Origin of the sequence: Streptomyces pyxinae, assembly GCF_024756275.1 — a bacterium.
Taxonomy (GTDB): Bacteria; Actinomycetota; Actinomycetes; order Streptomycetales; family Streptomycetaceae; genus Streptomyces; species Streptomyces pyxinae.
Genome location: NZ_JANUGQ010000023.1, coordinates 83,003 through 99,512, shown reverse-complemented (window position 1 = coordinate 99,512; position 16,510 = coordinate 83,003). Strand labels below are relative to the sequence as shown.

Below are 16,510 nucleotides of genomic sequence, written 5' to 3'. Positions count from 1 at the left end.
GGAGCGCCGACGGGCGCTCCGCCGAGCCGGACGGTGACGGGCGCTCCGCCCGGAGGGACGGCGGTGGGTGCTTCTCCGTACCGGACGGTGACGGTCGCTTCTCCGTACCGGACGGCGGTGGGTGCTCCTCAGCCACCGTGGTAGCCGGCCGTGGGCATCGAGAGTCTGCGGTGCACCCGCGCCTTCATCGCCGCGTCGTACGCCGGTTCGTCGAGCCCCGCCGTCTCCAGCCGCACGCCCCGGCGCTCGCACTCCGCCGAGAAGTCCCGGACCGAGGTCAGCGCCCGCTCCAGCACGCGTTCGTTGGGCACCACGAAGAGATCGACCTCGCCCGCCTCCACGTCGGCCCACAACCCCCGGTGATCCGGCGGGAGTCCGCAGCACTGGAGCCGCCGGCTGACGACGTACCCCTTGTCCGCCGCCCACCGCTCGCACATGGCGTGCTGGCTCCGGGTGTCGGCCAGGAAGGGGTCGCTGTCCAGCTCTTCGAGCGGCGTCAGACTGGCGATCGCCGCCACGCGTACGTCGTCCATGCGCCCGACCCTACTCCGCCTGCTCCGGTGCCTGGGGTGCGGTCGTAGGCTCGGGGCACACGAGCGGAGCGGACCGGGGCGAGCGGAGCGAGGAGGGGTGCGCCGGTGGAGATCACCTGGTGGGGACATGCCACCTGTACGGTCGAGGACTCGGGGGTGCGGATCCTCACCGATCCGCTCTTCGTGCGGCGGCTGGCGCATCTGCGCCGGCGCCGGGGCGCGGTGCCGCCGCCCGACGCGGCACGGGCCGACGCGGTGCTCATCTCGCATCTGCACGCCGATCATCTCCATCCGCCGTCGCTGGCCCGGCTGGCGCCCGGCACCCCGCTGATCGTGCCGCGCGGGGCGGCCCGCGCGGTGCCGGGGCTGCGCCGGCGGGCGGCGCTCTCCGGGCTGCCGGTGACCGAGCTGGCGGCGGGCGAGGAGACCGAGGCCGGCGGCGTGCTGATCCGGGCGGTGCCCGCGCTGCACGACGGCCGCCGGCTGCCGGTGGGGCCGCACCGCTCCCCCGCGCTCGGCTATGTGATCCAGGGCGCCGCACGCACCTACTTCGCCGGGGACACCGGGCTGTTCGACGACATGGCCGGGGCGGTCGGCCCGGTGGACGTGGCACTGCTGCCGGTCGGCGGCTGGGGGCCGTATCTCGGTCACGGCCATCTGGACGCGGCGCGGGCGGCCCGGGCGCTGGCCGCGCTGGCCCCCCGGGCGGCGGTTCCGGTGCACTACGGCACCTACTGGCCGATCGGCATGGACGGCGTACGGCCGCATGAATTCCACGCCCCGGGCGACGAGTTCGTCCGGCAGGCGGCCCGGCTGGCGCCCGGGGTGCGGGTGCATCTGCTGGGCCACGGCGAGAGCGTCCGGCCGGAGGTGGCCGGGTGATGTCCGGGCTGTTGGGGCTGCCCTCCGAGTCGGCCCAGCACACGGTCGGCTATCCGGCGCTGTTCCTGCTGGTGGCGCTGGGTGCCCTGGTGCCGGTGGTGCCGACCGGGGCGATCGTCAGTTCGGCGGCGGTGGTGGCCTTCCACCAGACGCTGCCGGTGCCGCTGCTGGTGGTCTTCGCGCTGTCGGCGGGCGCCGCGCTCGCCGGGGACGTGGCGCTCTACTGGCTGGGCCGCCGGGGTGTCCACTCCCGGAACGGCTCCCGCTGGCTGAACCGGCTGCGCGACCGGGCGGCGCCGGACCGGCTGGAGCGCGCCCAGGAGAAGCTGCACGACCACAAGGTGTCGGTGCTGGTGCTCTCCCGGCTGGTCCCGGCGGGCCGGATCCCGGTGATGCTGGCCTGCCTGCTGACCGAGATGCCGCTGCGCCGCTTCGTGCGCGGTGACATCCCGGCCTGCCTCGCCTGGGCGGCGACCTACCAGCTGATCGGCATCCTCGGCGGCTCGCTGTTCGCCCGCCCCTGGGAGGGTGTCGCAGCGGCCGTACTGGTGACGCTGCTGATCGCCGGGGTGCCGTCGCTCTGGCACCGGGTGCGCCGGACCGGCTGACTCCGGGCGCCGGGCGGTGGGCGGGCGCCCGAGGCCGGGGGCCCACGTCCCGGAGCCCGGGACCCGGCGGCGCGTGGCCCCCGGGCTCAGCCCTCGGGGGCGGCTCCGTCCAGCACCCGGGAGCCGCCGACCGGGAGGTCCCAGAGCCGGGCGGGGTCCAGTCCGGCGGCCTCCCAGGCGGTGAGCAGCCGGGTGAGCGGCTCCAGCACCGGTTCGGCGGAGAGGACGAACGTCGCCCAGTGCATCGGGGCCATGATCCGGGCGCCGAGGTCCAGAAAGGCCTGGACCGCCTCCTCCGGGTCGGTGTGGACGTCCCGCAGCCACCAGCGGGGCGCGTAGGCGCCGATGGGCAGCAGGGCGAGGTCGATGCCGGGGTGCCGGCGCCCGATCTCCCGGAACCAGTGGCCGTAACCGGTGTCGCCCGCGAAGTAGACCCGCCGGTGGTGGCGGTCGGTCAGTACCCAGCCGCCCCAGAGCGAGCGGCAGGTGTCGGTGAGGGTGCGCTTGGACCAGTGGTGGGCGGGGACGAACTCGAAGCGTACGCCGCCGAGTTGGGCCGCCTCCCACCAGTCCAGCTCGGTGACCCGGGTGAACCGGCGGCGGCGGAACCAGCGGCCGAGCCCGGCCGGGGCGAAGACCGGGGTGTCGCGCGGCAGCCGGGCGACGGTGGGCGCGTCCAGATGGTCGTAGTGGTTGTGGCTGATGACCACGGCGTCCACCGGCGGCAGGTCCGCCCATCGCACCCCCACCGGGGTGATCCGGGCCGGGGTGCCGAGGATGCGGCGGGACCAGACCGGGTCGGTGAGCACGGTGAGGCCGCCGATCCGGACGATCCAGCTGGCGTGTCCGGCCCAGGTGAGGGCCACGGTGTCCGGCCCGGCGGCGGGCAGCGGGCCGGGGGCGAACGGCAGCCGGGGGATGTCGCGGAGTCCTTCGGGACGGGGACGTACGGCACCCTCCCGGGCGAGCCGGGCCATGCCCCGGACGCCCGGCAGCGGCATGGTGAGCCGGTCGGCGAAGGAAGCCGGCCAGATCCGCGTCCGGCCGAGCGCCACCGGGGGCGCCGGCCGCGCCCCGGTGCCGGGCGCGGTGTCCGGTGCCAGGTCCAGTGCGGCGTCCCGGCCGTCGTGCGCCCCGCCGTACGTCCCGGGGTCCGGCTCCGCGCCCGGTCCGGTGCCCGGGTACGGCCCCGGGGCGGTGTCCGGGCCCGGGACGGCGGTGTCCGGGCCCGTGCGGGGCACCGGACCGGGTCCCCCGGGCGGGGCGGTGGACGCGGGGGCGCCGCCGGAGAGGGCGCCGTCGTCCGAAGCGCCCCCGGCGGGGCCGGAGTTCTCCCGGGGGGATGCCGTCCGTTCCGTCATCTGCGGGCTCCGTTCACCGTCTCACCGTCGTTCCCGGCCGTCCCTGGGTCCTCCGAGAGTCCTCCGAGACGTGCCCCGAGGGCGCTCAGCGCCCCGGCCACCTGCGGCAGTTCGAGCGGCTGCCGCGCCCGGAGGGCCGCCGCGCGCTCCTCGGGGGTGGCCCCCAGCAGCGGTGCCGTCGACAGCCGGGCCCGGAGGGCGCCGAGCTCGTCACCGAACCGGTGGCCACCCGGTATCGCTGCCCCGAGCAGACCGGTCAGATGCTCCTCCAGCTCCATGGAGTCGGTCACTCCGCGCGCCGCGAGCGCGGTGCGCAACGGGGCGAAGTCCGCGTAGAGATGGCGGCCGGCCTCCGGCGGCCGGGCCAGCGCGCCGGCGGCCAGCACCGCCCGGTGCGCCGCGACGGCGACGGCGGCGTGCAGCGCGGTGGCCGCGCGGGTGTGCTCGGCGACCGCCGGCGGCTCGTCCAGGGCGTCGGTGGCGACCGCCGCGACCGGGGCGGCCAGTACGGCACCGAGCGCGGTGAGCAGGTCGAGGACCCGGTCCCGGAGGGCAGCGCCGCGCGGGGTGCGCGGGAAGCGGGCGATCGCGGCGGGCCAGGCGGCCGGGGTGAGCGCGCCGGCCAGGTCGGAGACGACGGTGACCTCGTCCGGGCACATCTCGGCGGGGCTGACCAGCACGGTGTCGTGCGCCCGGTGCACGGTGTCCCGCCAGGTCTCGTCGCTGACGATGCCGAGCCCCGCCGCGACGGCCGCCTCGCACGCCTCCCGCACCACCTCGGGCGGTGGCACGGTGGCGGTGGGGTCGTCCGCGACGGAGAGCAGCAGCAGCCGGGGGCGGCCGCCCTCGTGCCGTATCCGCCGTACGGTCTCCAGCAGGGCGTACGGATCGGGCACGCCGCCGCACTCGGCGGGGGTGGGCACATGGTAGGCGGGGCGGCCGAGCAGCCGGGCCTGCGGGGTCCACCAGGCGGGGCAGGGCCGGGGCAGCAGCACATCGCCGCCGTACGCGGTGATCAGCGCGGAGAGCAGGGGCGGGGCACCCGGGGCGGCGACCACGTCCCCGGGGTGCCCGTGCAGCCCGCGCCGCCACCAGTAGCCGGCGGCCGCCTCCCGCAACAGCGGGCCGCCGCCGGGCGGTTCGGGCTCGGCACGGTCCGCGGCGGCGGCGAGGACGGCGGCCTGCCCGGGCGGCACCGGCAGGCCCGTGCCCGGGGTGGCGGGCGCGTACCGCACCGGGCCGCGCCCCTCGTCCAGCGGGTGGTCGTCGTCCCCCGCCGCCCCTGCCGTCGCGCGCATGCCACCACCTCCGCCTCCCGTACGGCGGCGCCGGTGGCGCCCGGTACGTGCCTGCCTGCCACTGCTGCCCCGTTCACCGGCCCGGCTCGGTCCACCGGCCCGGCTCGGTCTGCCGGCCGGGCCGGGGCGTGCCGGTGGGTGCGGCCGGGGGCCGGGCCGGTGGCACGGTCCCGGGACGGTGGTCAGGCCGCCGTGTCCCGCATGATGTCCTCCCGCATCTGGGAGCAGCAGCGGCTGATCAGCCGGGAGACATGCATCTGGGAAATGCCGAGGTCCTCGGCTATCCGGCTCTGGGTCATGTCCCGGAAGAAGCGCATGTAGAGGATGCGCTGCTCGCGCTCGGGCAGTTCGCGCAGCCGGGGCTTGACGGCCTCCCGGTCGATGACCACGTCCAGCGCCGGATCGGGGCCGCCCAGGGCGTCGACCAGGGTGTAGCCGTCCTCGGTGCCGGGGAGTTCGGCATCGAGCGAGAGGGCGGTGAAGCTGTCCAGCGCCTCCAGCCCGGCGAGCGCCTCCTCCTCGGTCATCCCCGCCTTGACGGCGACCTCGGCGACGGTGGGGGCGCGGCCCCCCACCGTCGTGGTGAGCTCCTGGTGGGCGGCGCGAACCCGGCTCCGCAGGTCCTGGACGCGGCGCGGGACATGCAGGGTCCACATATGGTCCCGGAAGTGCCGCTTGATCTCCCCCGTGATGGTCGGCACGGCGAAGCTCTCGAAGGCGGCGCCGCGCTCGGGGTCGTACCGGTCGACCGCCTTGACCAGGCCGAGGGCGGCCACCTGCTTGAGGTCCTCCAGCGCTTCGCCGCGGTTCCGGAACCGGCCGGCGAGCCGGTCGGCCATGGGGAGCCAGGCGCGGACGATGTCCTGCCGTACGGCCTCCCGCTCCTCGCCCCCGGGCAGCCGGGAGAGGCGGAGAAACGCTTCGGCGGTGTCGGGGGCGTCGTCATGCGGGTGCTTCGTGTGAGCGAGGGTTCGCATTGTGCTATTCAGCTCCTCGAACGGCGCTGACGGTTGGCTGTCACCCCGAGGTGAGCTCACTTCGTCCGGGCAGCGGGCGCCCGGAGCGGCGGCGTCGCCCCAGCGGTGCCACCGGTCCGGAGCACGAGGAGCGCCTGCCCTGGGCCGGATCCTGCAAACCGGCCCCCTCCCACTGTCCCCGCGTTCCGGCGGTTCGGCCTCCGGAGAGGTTCCGGCGGCCGGCCGGAGGGGCCCGCCGGTGGTGCCGGACGGGGCTCGTCACGGACCGGCGGGATGGAAAAACCGCACCTCAGCAGGGGTGCGGCGGGGTTGGGGGCGACCGCGCGGGCGGGGTCGGCGGGGCGCTGGGCCTTCGGCTGTCCGGGTGAGTGGTACGCGCCCGGCGCCGGGCCCGCGCTCCCGGGCGGCGGGCCCTGGTCCCGGGCACGGCCGGCGGGCGCGGTCCCGAGCGCGGTGACGAGCGGCGGGGCGGCCCGGTCAGCGGCCGGCCGGCACCGCCGCCTCGGCGGCCCGGGCGCGCGGCGCGAAGGGCAGCCACCGGGGACGGACACGGCGGCGCCGGGCATGGCGGGGCGCCCCGGACGGGACCGGCGGCGGGACCGGCGGCGGGACCCGTGCCGCCCGGGGCCCGGCGGTCGGCCCGGAAGCGGCTTCCGGTGCGGTGGTCGGTGCGCCGGCGGCGGCCCCCGGGCCGGAAGAGGCCGGTGCGCCGGCGGCGAGCCCGCTCGCGGTCGCGGTCGTGTCCGCTCCCGGCCCGGACGCGGACGGCACCGGTCCGGACACCGGCACCGGCCCGAAGACGGGCCTCGGCCCGGACACGGGCACCGGTCCGGACACGGGCACCGGCCCGAAGGTGACCGCCGGTCCGGAGACGGGCGCCGGCCCGGCAATGGGCGCCGGTTCAGGGGCGGACAGCGGCTCGGACACGGGTGGCGGTCCGGTCGGAGCGGCCGACCGGTCGGCCGACGGCTCGCCGGGCGGCTCGGTGGCGTCGGGAGCCGGTTCGGCCGGTTCGGCCGGTTCAGCCGGTTCGTAGAGCGGCTCGATGAGCAACTCCTCGTACCGTCCCATCGCCATGACCACCCCCAGCAGGATCAGCGGCAGTAGCAGGACGGTCAGTACGGGCAGCAGTCCCATGGGGCCGGTCCTTCCGTGTGGAGCCGTGCGCGGGACGGGGGCGGCGGCCCCGGGACGGCGGCCCCTGCTCCGTGCGAGACACGAGGAGTCCGGGTTTCACACGTAGCCCGGGAGGGGTTCCGGACGGGACCGCCGTCGCGCGTCCGGAACCCCGTTTCCCCTGCACCCCATGGCCGCTCGGCCAGGTGGGCGAGTCCCCCGCCCGTCCCGGGTCAAACCACGGCGGCTTCCCACCGGCCGTTCCACCGGCCGGTCCCCGGCCGTGCCGGACCGGGCCGGAGCAGGGGTTTGCCGTTGCGACGCCGGGTACCCGCCCGGGCAACCCCTCAAGAGACGACCCGAAACCCTGGAGGGCATCCATGCAGCGAGGCAGTGACCGGCTCAGCCGTCGCCAGGACGACGAAATGAAGCACCAGCTCAAGGGGCTGCTCCGGTCCGGCCACCCCACCAGGACCGAGGAGTGGCACGACCCCGAGCCGGTGGCCGACGACGACCCGCAGGTGGCGTCGGGGCCGATGCCGGCCAACGCCTTCGAGGCGCTGCGGCTGGAGCTGGGCCGGCATCTGGCGCGCACCCCCTTCCCCGCGCACCGAGGCGATCTGCTGAGGGTGCTGCGGGAGCGGCACGCGCCCGATCCGCTGACCGACCGGGTGGCGGAGCTGCCCGCCCGGGACACCTATCGCAGCGTGCAGGAGGTGGCGGAGGCCCTGCAGCCGGCCCACTGAGCACACCGGCCGAGCACACGCCCCGGGGGCTCCCCCCGGGCGGGCAACCGGGGCGCTCCGGCTTCCGGACAGAGCGAGCAGTCCGCGAGAGAAACCGAGAGAACGCCAGAGGAACCTGGAGAAACTCAGAGAAACCCAGAGAGAACGAGCCGGCGGAAACGAGAGGGAACGAGAGGAAGCACTGTGCAGATCGCTTTTCTGGTGGCGCCGGAGGGCGTCGAGCAGGTCGAACTGACCGAGCCCTGGCAGGCGGTGAAGGACAACGGGGACACCCCGGTGCTGGTCTCGACCGACTCCGGGGAGATCCAGGCGTTCAACCACCTCGACAAGGCGGACGCCTTCCCGGTCGACCGGACCGTCCGCGAGGCGTCCGCCACCGACTTCGACGGGCTGGTACTCCCCGGTGGCGTGGCCAACCCGGACGCCCTGCGGCTCGACGAGCGGGCCGTGGCCTTCGTGAAGGAGTTCTTCGACGCGGGCAAGCCGGTCGCGGCGATCTGCCACGCGCCGTGGACCCTGATCGAGGCCGATGTGGTGCGCGGGCGCACCCTCACCTCCTGGCCCAGTCTCCGCACCGATCTCACCAACGCGGGGGCGCAGTGGGTGGACGAGCGGGTGAAGGTGTGCACGGCGGCGCCCGGCACCCTGATCACCAGCCGTAAGCCGGACGACCTCAAGGCCTTCTGCGAGACCTTCACGGCGGAGTTCGCCAAGGCGTCCTCGGGCGGCTGACCGGCCCGCCCTCCCCCGAACGGCTCCTCGTCCCGCGCGGCGGACGAGGAGCCTTTCGCCGTGCGGCCCAATTCACGGCGTCCGGTTCACGACCTCCGATCCACAGCGTCCTGGGCGAAAGCGACCGGGATGGGGTGACTGTGACCTGTGTGGCGGGAGATGCCCCGGGTACTCGGGAGGCCGCACCGTGGAAGCGATCGGCACCCAGGGAGGGAGCCATGCAACTCGCCTTTCTCACCAGTCTGTTCGACCGCCCCGGTCCGTGGGCCAGCGTGTATCTGGACACGTCCCAGGTCGACGAGGCCGCCGGGGAGCGACGGGAACTCCAGGCCAGGGAGGTCTGCCGGGCCCTCGTGGACCAGGGCGCCGACCGGGCGACCGGACAGGCCGTGTACGAGGCTCTGACGAGCGACCCCCGGCCCCCCGGCGAGCAGGGGCGCGCGGTGTTCGCGGCCCATGGCGAAGTGGTCCTCGATCCGCCGCTCGCCCACCGGCCGCTCGCACCGGCCGATGTCACCTGGTCGGCGCTGCCCCGGCTGGGCCCGCTGCTCGATCTGTCCGCCCAGGAGCCGGTGGCGCTGGTGGCGTACGTCGACCGCACCGGCGCGGACCTGGAGCTGCGCACCCCGCTGGGCGGCCGTCCGGCGGGCCAGGTCAAGGGCAGGGACTGGCCGGTGCACCGCACGGCGTCGGCCGACTGGTCCGAGCGTCACTTCCAGGCCGGCGTGGAGAACACCTGGGAGCACAACGCGGCCGAGATCGCCGGCGCGCTCGCGGAGAGCGAGGCGGAGACCGGCGCCGATCTGATCGTGCTCGCCGGCGACACCCGGGAGCGCCGCTCGGTCCATGGCCGGCTGCCGGTGGACCTCCAGCCCCTGGTGGTGGAGAGCGAGCACGGCGGCCGGGCCGCCGGGGCGAGCACCCGGCTGCTGGACGAGGACGTGGAGGCGGCCCGGCAGGAGCATCTGCGCCGTACCGCCGAGACCGAGCTGGACCGGTTCCGCTCGGCCCGCTCCCCGCGCGACGGGCGCCCGTTCGCGGCCGAGGGCATACCCGCGCTGGTGGAGGCGGCCCGCGAACACCGGATCGAGGAGCTGCTGATCCGTACCGAGGGCCCGGACGCCCACCGCGAGGTGTGGGTGGGCGCCGAGCCCGACCAGCTCGCCGTGCGCCGCTCCGAGGCTCACTACCTGGGCGAACGGGAGCCGGTGGCGGCGCGGGCGGACGACGCGCTGCTGCGCTCCGCCGTGATGGCGGGCGCGGAGGTGCTGCGCGTCCGGCCGGAGACCGACGACGACGTCCCGGTGGGCGGCCTGGGCGCGCTGCTGCGCTGGCCCTACGAGGAGGCCGAGTCGGAGGCCGCGCGGGAGCTGCGCGAGGGCTGAGCCCGGAGGCGTACGGGCGGCGGGCCCGGCGGCCGAGCAGCCGGGGTCCCGAGCAGCCGGGGCCGGGCAGCCGGGCAGATGAGCCGGAGCGGCTGAAGGGCGGGCCGGGTGACCGGGTGACCAGGTGCCCGGAAGGGGTCCGCCGGCCACCGCCCCCGGCCGTGGCCCGAGTGACCGGGTGAGCGGGCGGGCGGGGTGAGCGGGCGGGCCGGGTGACCAGGAGGGACGCGATGGCCGAACGACGGTGCGTCGCCGCCCCGGAGACGGGGTAGGCGGCGGGCATGTCCGATGCGTACACCGTCCAGACCGCCGACTCCCTCCGCGGCCGGGTCTCCACCCTGCTGAGCGGCTGGGACCGCGAGGTCTTCCACCGGGTGGCGACCCGGCACTGGCCCGGCGCCGACCCGGTACTCCCCCGCCTGAGCCGGAGCGCCAACCACGGTCTGCTGTGGTTCGGCGCGGCGGCCGGGATGGCCGTGCTCGGCCGCGGCCAGCGCTCCCGGCGGGCCGCGCTGCGCGGCGCCGCCTCGCTGGCCCTGGCCTCCGCCACCGTCAACACCATCGCCAAGCGCTCGGTGCGCCGGAACCGCCCGCTGCTCGACGCCGTACCGGCCATCCGCAGGCTTAAGCGGCAGCCGCTCACCACCTCCTTCCCCTCCGGGCACGCGGCCTCGGCGGCGGCGTTCGCCACCGGGGTGGCGCTGGAGTCCCGGGGCTGGGGCGCGGCGGTCGCCCCGGTGGCCGCGGCGGTGGCGCTCTCCCGGGTCTACACGGGCGTCCACTATCCCAGTGACGTCCTGGCGGGCGCGGCGCTCGGCGTGGGCGCCGCGCTCGCCGTGCGGGGCATGGTGCCGACCCGCTCCCAGCTGCCCGCGCCGGGACGCCCGTACGCCGAGGCGCCCGCGCTGGCGGACGGTACCGGTCTGGTGGTCGTGGTCAACCGCTCGTCGGGCACGGCGGGTTCGGCCCCGCTGCTCAAGGACGCCATGCCCGGCGCCGAGGTGCTGGAGTGCGAGCCGGGCGACGTGGAGGCGGAGCTGGAGCGGGCGGCCGCCCGCTGCCTGGCGCTGGGCGTACTGGGCGGGGACGGCACGGTGAACCGGGCCGCCGTGGTCGCCGCCCGGCACGATCTCCCGCTGGCCGTCTTCCCGGGCGGCACCTTCAACCACTTCGCGTACGACCTGGGCATCGAGGCGGTGGCGGACACCTGCCGGGCGGTGGCGGCCGGCGACGCGGTCCGGGTGGACCTGGGCCGGTTCCGTCCGGGCCCGGACGGAACCAAGCAGGGCCACTTCCTCAACACCTTCAGCCTGGGCGTCTACCCGGAGCTGGTACGCCTCCGGGAGCGCTGGTCGCCCCGGATCGGCGGCTGGCCGGCCGGGGTGCTGGCCGCGCTGCGGGTGTTGCGCGCCGGCCGGCCGCTGGAGGCCGAGCTGCACGGCGAGCGGCGGTCGCTCTGGCTGCTGTTCGCCGGCAACGGCATGTACCAGCGGATGGGCCCGACGCCCGGGCACCGGCTGGACCTGGCCGACGGGCTGCTCGATGTGCGGGTGGTGCACGGCGGCCGGCTGCCGGGACTGCGGCTGCTGGCGGCGGCGCTGGCCGGGCCGCTCAGCCGGTCGCCGGTCCACGCGGCCGAGAAGATGCGGCGGCTGCGGATATCGGGCCTGGCCCCGGGCACCCCGCTGGCCTTCGACGGCGAGGTGGTGGAGGCCCCGCCGGAGCTGACCGTGGACACCGCCGACGAGGCGCTGGTGGTCTACCGGCCCAAGGCCCTGCTGTAGTACACCGCCGCGGTACGCGCCGCGGTACACCAGGAGGCCCGCTCTCTCCCCGGCCGGACGCACGAGGTGCGAGCCGTGCCGGGAGGGGCGGGCCTCCTGGGCTTGCGGGTTCCTGGCTGACGGCCACCGCGCGGGGCGGGGCGGCCGGCGGATCAGAGCAGCGGGCCGAGCGGGCCCAGGTCGATGTTCAGATCCTCGGGCTTCAGGCCGAAGCGGGTGCGGAGCAGCTCCATGCGGTCCTCCAGCAGCATCAGTGTCAGACCGATCCGCTCCTCCTGGTCCTCGGTCAGACCGCCGTCCTCGACCCGGCGCAGCGCCTGCTGCTCCATGAGCCGGCGGAGCAGCTCGATGACGGTGAGGACCAGCCGGGCCAGGTCGCGTTCGACCGAGTCGGGGTCGAGTTCGACTCGGCGGCGGGCGGTGCTCATGGGAACTCCTCGGGGTGGTGTGCGGGGGTGCGGCCGCCGGACGACCGGCGGCCGGGGTCCGTCCGGATGCCCGGCCCGGGTCTACGGGAACGGCCCGTGTACGGGACCCGGCCGTACGGACCCGGCTGTCCGGGGCCCGGGGCGCGGGAGACCGGCGGTCAGGGTCCGGGGGGCGCGATCCGGTCGGCCTTGTCCCGGAGCTCCTGGAGCCCGGCGGCCTCCCAGGGCTCCTGGGAGCCCCCGGGCTCCACGAACGGCGAGGGGACCGAGGCGTTGACCGAGCTGATCAGGGCCTTGAGATCGATCCGTACGAGATCGACCTCCGCGATCCGCAGCGTCAGGTCACCGGTGATGACCACTCCCCCGGCGAGCAGCCGGTCCAGCAGGTCGACCAGGGCTATCCGGCGCTGGTGCAGGGGCTCGGTGAGGTCGGAGCCGGTCGTCATCGCCGCTCCTCCGCCCCGGAGGCGCCGGTCTCCCGGACCGCTTCCGTCTCCCGGACCGCTTCCGCCTCCCGGGCCACTCCGGCGGCTCCGGTCTCCTCGGCGGCTCCGACCGCCCCGGCGGCTCGGGGCTCGTCGGCGGTCCCGGCCGTCCCGACGGCTTCGGTCTCCTCGGCGGTCCCGGCCGTCCCGACGGCTTCGGTCTCCTCGGCGATGCCCGCGAAGGAGTACGGCGCCCAGGGGCCGGTCAGTTCGACCCGGACGCCCGGCGCGGACGCCTGCTGGACCAGCTGGACGAAGCCCTCGCTGCGCGAGCGGTCCACCAGATAGGCGGCGTTCAGCGCATTGGTGCCGGACGCGCCGGAGAGCTTGGTGTCCTGGGGCCGGTGCAGGGTGGCCGCCTCGGCGTACTCGGACAGCTCGGCGTGGAGCTTGCGGCAGAGGGCGTCGGCGCGCTGCCAGTCCACCTCCCGGCTGCGCCGGGCGTCCAGCCGCCGTCGCAGATAGGCCCGGCCGCCGCCCGCCCCGGCCGTGCCGGCCGCCCCGCCGGTGGCCGCGGGGGCGGGTTCGGTGGTCTCGGGGACGGACTGCTCGGCGTACACCTTGACGCCCCACTCGACGCGTCCGTCCAGCCGCTCCAGGGCGCGGACGAAGCGCTCCCGGCCGTCCTCCAGCAGCCGCCGCACACCGCTGTCGTCGCGGCAGACGGTGGCCAGCCGCAGCGGCAGCGGGCACGTCACGGTGGAGAGGGCGGCGATCACGGCGTCGTGCGCCCGCGCGGTGGCGGCCAGCCAGTCGAGGTCCTCCAGGCGCTGCCGCAGCGGGCCCTCGTCGAAGTCCCCGGCGGGTACGGCGGCCACCACGGCGACCAGCTCGCCGTGCCGGACCAGCCGGGGCGGCGCGCCGTCGACCCCCTGGACGCCCTCCGGCAGGACACCGTCGAACGGGCGGACGACGGCGTACACATAGCGCAGCGGTTCGGTGGCCGCGGGGGTGCCGGTCATGCGGTGCGCTCCTCCAGTTCGGCGATGCGGCGCTGCAACTGCTCGTTCTCGCGCGCCAGTTCCTTGTCCCGGGCCTTGGAGGAGAGGGCGGGGTCGTGCTCCCACCAGTCGATACCCATTTCCTTGGCCCGCTCGACGGAGGCGACGACCAGCCGCAGCTTGATCGTCAGCAGCTCGATGTCGAGCAGGTTGATCTTGATGTCGCCGGCGATGACGACACCCTTGTCGAGGACGCGTTCGAGGATGTCCGCCAGGTTGGCGCTGCTGCCCTCGGGCGCGTACGGGCTCGGCATCCGGCTGGGTGTGGTCATCGGTGGTTCAACTCCATGGAGAGTTCGTGGGCCCGCACGGGCGGGACCGGTCTTCCGGGCCGGTTCCCGAGCGGCCGGGACGGCTGTCTGAACGACTGTCTGATGGGGTCCTCCTCGGGCGTGGAAACACCGACCGGGTGCCCGCCGGCACCTGGATGATGCGGGCGGGCACCCGGTCGGATGCCAGGGACGGGCAGCCACGGCGAGGTCATCGCCGTCGCGCCCCCTCCTCCATGCGGGCGAGCAGTTCGTCCTCCAGCCGGTCGAACTCCTCCTCGCTCACCTCGCCCGCCTCCAGCCTCTGGTTGAGGGCGGCGAGTTCACGCTGGATGGTGGAGGGGTCGTAGTACAGCCGCTCGGCCTCCGCCACCACCTGGCGCAGCACCCAGGCGGCACCGCGCATCGGCGCGGCGGGCAGCATCAGCACTTCTCCGAGCAGGCCCATGGTCGTCGCCTCCCCTCGGTCCCGGGTCCGGGACGGTCACTCCACGAAGCTGTACGGCGGCAGCGGGCCGTTGACCTGGAGGACCAGGTGCGGGTGGAGTTCCTTGATCCTCTCCACGGCGTCGACGAAGGTGTGCGCCGCGCCGCGGTCCACCAGGAACGAGATGTTGGCCAGCCAGCCGCTGCTCTCCGGACCGGGGCTGACCCCCACGGACTTGTCCTGGAGGGCCTCCTGGACGACCACCGCGTCCCGGGCCTCGCGCTGCTTGACGGCCGCCACGATGCGCTCGCCGAGGGCCAGCTTCTGTTCGTAGGTGCCGCCGCCGGCGTTGCGGTTGGCCTCGCTCAGGGCCCGCAGCTCCGGGTCGTCCGCCAGCACCTGGTGGAGTACGGCCTCCTCGTCGTGGCTGGCCTTGATGTTGTACTCGACCTTCTCGTCCAGGGCCTCCAGCCGCTCCAGATAGTGGTCCTCGCGCTCGGAGAGCACCGAGACCACCGCCGCCTCGTCCGGCGACACCCCTCCGAACCGCATCGGCAGCACCGCTCCCGCGGCGCCCGCCTCGGAGAGCACGGTCTGATGGGCGAGCAGGTCGCGCCGCTTGGGCTTGAGGTCCTCGGGTGCCTCGCTGACCAGGGCGACCAGCTTGCCGCTGGCGACCGCGCGCACCTCGCGGGGCGGGTCGCCCACACCGCCGAGCTTCTCCGGGATGCCGGGGTGCGAACTCCGGGTGATCCCGTAGACGTAGACGCTCACTCCTGCTCCTCCTTCCGGCGGGACGAGGTGCTCCGCCCGCGGGACCTGCTGCTCTCGGTCTTCTCTTCGTCACCGTCGCCACGCGCCGAGTTGAACGCGTCGGATATGGTCTGCGCGGCTCCGCTGAGCGCGCCCTTGGACTTGCCGCGCGCACCGGACTCGGTCATCTCGCCCACCAGATCCGGCAGTCCCGGATTCTTGCGCGGGCCGGCCTCCAGGTCGAGCCGGTTGCACGCCTCGGCGAACCGGAGGTAGGTGTCCACACTGGCCACGACCACCCGGACGTCGATCTTGAGAATCTCGATGCCGACCAGCGAGACCCGGACGAACGCGTCGATCACGATGCCGCGGTCCAGGACGAGTTCCAGTACGTCGTAGAGACCACTGGTGCCGCCGGAGCCGCCACCGCCTTGCTGTGCCGGGACTACGCTCATGGGTCACTGCCTCCTCGGGGTTGGGATCAGCGGACGGAAAAAGCAAAAATCAGCGAAAAAGAAGGAGTTCGCGGAAGCCCAGAAGGGCCGGGGCCGGTGGGCCCGCGAGAAGAGCCGGCCGGGTTCAGCGGGTGCGGTCGGACCTGCCGCGCTCGTAGCGGCGGACCCGCCGGTATCCGGTGAGCTCGCCCGACGGGTCGAGGTCGACCTCGTACGAGGCGAGCAGACTCATGGTGTCCGGCACCCGCTGGACTTCGAGAACCTCCACGGTCAACGACCAGCCGTCGTCCGTCCGGTCGAAGGAGGACACCGACTCGGCTTCCATCCCGGTGAGTTCGGCGAGCTGTTCACGAGCCGCGCGCAACACCTGCATGGGGCCTGGGGTGCGGCCGGCCGATCCGCCGGACCGTTCGTTCACGTCGTCCGCTTCCTCTTCTTCCGGCTCGTCCGGCTCTGCCGGCTCTTCGTCGTCCTCTGACTCTTCGTCATCCTCTGAGTCTTCTGCGTTCTCTGGGTCTTCTGCGTTCTCTGTGTGCTCGGTGTCTTTCGCGTTCTCGCCGTCTCCGGCGGTCCCGCTGTTCCTGCTCCGGTTGCCGGTCCTGCTCTTCCTGGCGGACGCGGTGCCCTCCGAGCCCTCTTCGGTCCCGGTGTCCTCCGCCTCCTCGGCCTTGGTACGGCTTCTGGTGGTGCTCTTCGCTGTGTTGGCCATGGCAACCTCGTTCCCTCGTGTTGCCGACCCATGACCCCGCAAACCCTTGGCCTTGGACGACGGATCCCTTCCGGTCAGCCCATCTCCGGTCAGCCCAGTCCGGCCGGCCGCCTCCGGGCCGGCCCCAGCGAGCGGGGGCGCGGCCCCGTACCGTCCCAGGGGTCACTGCGCGCCTGGTCGAGCACATCGGCCACGGTCCAGCGGCGCGGGTGGAGAGCCGGGTCGTCCAACTGCTCCCAGCGGATGGGTGTGGCGACCGGGGCGCCGGGCCGGGCGCGCACCGCGTAGGGGGCCACGGCGGTCCGGGCGTAGCCGTTGCGCTGGACGTCCGGATAGAGGCGGTCGCCGCGGGCCTGCTCGCGGGCGGCCGGGGTGAGGTCGTCCGGGTGGGCGGCGGCCAGCGTCCCGGCCACGTCGTGGGCGAAGTCCCGCACGGTGTCGTGGTCGGCCCGGCGGTCGAGGGAGACGGCGACATGGAGACCGCGCGAGCCGGTGGTCATCAGGGTGGCGGGCAGTCCGACGGCGTCGAGCAGCCCCCGGAGCCGCCGGGCGGCGAAAAGG

Annotated in this window: 19 protein-coding genes and 1 pseudogene; 6 read left to right on the top strand and 14 right to left on the bottom strand. The window is 75.2% G+C overall.

What is annotated here, in order from left to right:
- Positions 1-128: 128 nt before the first annotated feature.
- Entirely contained in the window at positions 129-533 is a 405-nt protein-coding gene (locus NX801_RS23450; protein ID WP_258789852.1) for a hypothetical protein, read from the bottom strand.
- A 105-nt stretch (positions 534-638) separates the two neighbouring features.
- Here NX801_RS23450 and NX801_RS23445 point away from each other — a divergent pair, with 105 nt between their 5' ends.
- Positions 639-1,415 carry an MBL fold metallo-hydrolase gene (locus NX801_RS23445; RefSeq protein ID WP_258789851.1) on the top strand — a complete coding sequence of 259 codons (777 nt, stop codon included), beginning with the start codon at positions 639-641 and terminating at the stop codon, positions 1,413-1,415.
- Complete coding sequence (locus NX801_RS23440; RefSeq protein WP_258789850.1) at positions 1,415-2,023, top strand: DedA family protein; 609 nt, start codon at positions 1,415-1,417, stop codon at positions 2,021-2,023. The genes NX801_RS23445 and NX801_RS23440 overlap by 1 nt, the downstream gene beginning before the upstream one ends.
- A gap of 86 nt (positions 2,024-2,109) precedes the next feature.
- Here the strand turns inward: NX801_RS23440 and NX801_RS23435 are convergent, their stop codons facing one another.
- The 4 genes from NX801_RS23435 to NX801_RS23420 all read right to left on the bottom strand — a co-directional run bounded on the left by NX801_RS23435 (position 2,110) and on the right by NX801_RS23420 (position 6,796).
- Positions 2,110-3,384 (bottom strand): MBL fold metallo-hydrolase, encoded by a 1,275-nt coding sequence (locus NX801_RS23435; protein ID WP_258789848.1) that lies wholly within the window; start codon positions 3,382-3,384, stop codon positions 2,110-2,112.
- Positions 3,381-4,682: an aminotransferase class I/II-fold pyridoxal phosphate-dependent enzyme gene (locus NX801_RS23430; protein WP_258789846.1), complete on the bottom strand. Its 1,302-nt coding sequence runs from the start codon at positions 4,680-4,682 to the stop codon at positions 3,381-3,383. Before NX801_RS23430 ends, NX801_RS23435 begins: the two co-directional genes overlap by 4 nt.
- A gap of 182 nt (positions 4,683-4,864) precedes the next feature.
- Positions 4,865-5,659, bottom strand: a complete 795-nt coding sequence (locus NX801_RS23425) for an RNA polymerase sigma factor SigF (protein WP_258789845.1) — start codon at positions 5,657-5,659, stop codon at positions 4,865-4,867.
- A gap of 477 nt (positions 5,660-6,136) precedes the next feature.
- Positions 6,137-6,796, bottom strand: a complete 660-nt coding sequence (locus tag NX801_RS23420; protein WP_258789844.1) for a hypothetical protein — start codon at positions 6,794-6,796, stop codon at positions 6,137-6,139.
- 359 nt (positions 6,797-7,155) lie between these two features.
- Between NX801_RS23420 and NX801_RS23415 the strand changes: the two genes are divergently transcribed.
- The 4 genes from NX801_RS23415 to NX801_RS23400 all read left to right on the top strand — a co-directional run bounded on the left by NX801_RS23415 (position 7,156) and on the right by NX801_RS23400 (position 11,422).
- On the top strand, positions 7,156-7,521 hold the full coding sequence (locus NX801_RS23415; protein WP_258789843.1) for a DUF2795 domain-containing protein: 366 nt from the start codon (positions 7,156-7,158) through the stop codon (positions 7,519-7,521).
- Positions 7,522-7,704: 183 nt separating this feature from the next.
- A complete protein-coding gene (locus NX801_RS23410) occupies positions 7,705-8,253 on the top strand; it encodes a type 1 glutamine amidotransferase domain-containing protein (protein ID WP_258789842.1) in 549 nt (182 codons plus the stop codon).
- 218 nt (positions 8,254-8,471) lie between these two features.
- Positions 8,472-9,638 (top strand): baeRF2 domain-containing protein, encoded by a 1,167-nt coding sequence (locus tag NX801_RS23405; RefSeq protein WP_258789841.1) that lies wholly within the window; start codon positions 8,472-8,474, stop codon positions 9,636-9,638.
- A gap of 281 nt (positions 9,639-9,919) precedes the next feature.
- Positions 9,920-11,422 carry a bifunctional phosphatase PAP2/diacylglycerol kinase family protein gene (locus NX801_RS23400; RefSeq protein WP_258789840.1) on the top strand — a complete coding sequence of 501 codons (1,503 nt, stop codon included), beginning with the start codon at positions 9,920-9,922 and terminating at the stop codon, positions 11,420-11,422.
- Positions 11,423-11,574: 152 nt separating this feature from the next.
- Here NX801_RS23400 and NX801_RS23395 read toward each other — a convergent pair whose 3' ends face one another.
- The 9 genes and pseudogenes from NX801_RS23395 to ligD all read right to left on the bottom strand — a co-directional run.
- The gene (locus NX801_RS23395) at positions 11,575-11,850 is read right to left on the bottom strand and encodes a gas vesicle protein K (RefSeq protein WP_258789839.1); all 276 of its coding nucleotides are present in this window, start codon (positions 11,848-11,850) and stop codon (positions 11,575-11,577) included.
- A 158-nt stretch (positions 11,851-12,008) separates the two neighbouring features.
- Positions 12,009-12,296, bottom strand: a complete 288-nt coding sequence (locus NX801_RS23390) for a gas vesicle protein (protein WP_258789838.1) — start codon at positions 12,294-12,296, stop codon at positions 12,009-12,011.
- The gene (locus tag NX801_RS23385) at positions 12,293-13,297 is read right to left on the bottom strand and encodes a GvpL/GvpF family gas vesicle protein (RefSeq protein ID WP_309505879.1); all 1,005 of its coding nucleotides are present in this window, start codon (positions 13,295-13,297) and stop codon (positions 12,293-12,295) included. Before NX801_RS23385 ends, NX801_RS23390 begins: the two co-directional genes overlap by 4 nt.
- Entirely contained in the window at positions 13,294-13,608 is a 315-nt protein-coding gene (locus NX801_RS23380) for a gas vesicle protein (RefSeq protein WP_258789837.1), read from the bottom strand. The genes NX801_RS23385 and NX801_RS23380 overlap by 4 nt, the downstream gene beginning before the upstream one ends.
- A 208-nt stretch (positions 13,609-13,816) precedes the next feature.
- Positions 13,817-14,053, bottom strand: coding sequence for a gas vesicle protein GvpG (locus NX801_RS23375; protein ID WP_258789836.1), 237 nt, complete (start codon positions 14,051-14,053; stop codon positions 13,817-13,819).
- 36 nt (positions 14,054-14,089) lie between these two features.
- The gene (locus tag NX801_RS23370) at positions 14,090-14,806 is read right to left on the bottom strand and encodes a GvpL/GvpF family gas vesicle protein (RefSeq protein WP_258789835.1); all 717 of its coding nucleotides are present in this window, start codon (positions 14,804-14,806) and stop codon (positions 14,090-14,092) included.
- On the bottom strand, positions 14,803-15,240 hold the full coding sequence (locus NX801_RS23365) for a gas vesicle structural protein GvpA (RefSeq protein WP_258789834.1): 438 nt from the start codon (positions 15,238-15,240) through the stop codon (positions 14,803-14,805). The genes NX801_RS23370 and NX801_RS23365 overlap by 4 nt, the downstream gene beginning before the upstream one ends.
- A gap of 124 nt (positions 15,241-15,364) precedes the next feature.
- Positions 15,365-15,658: a gas vesicle protein GvpO gene (locus NX801_RS23360; protein WP_258789871.1), complete on the bottom strand. Its 294-nt coding sequence runs from the start codon at positions 15,656-15,658 to the stop codon at positions 15,365-15,367.
- Positions 15,659-16,038: 380 nt separating this feature from the next.
- Positions 16,039-16,503, bottom strand: a pseudogene (gene ligD / locus NX801_RS23355) (non-homologous end-joining DNA ligase LigD); the annotation flags it as partial.
- Positions 16,504-16,510: the final 7 nt, after the last annotated feature.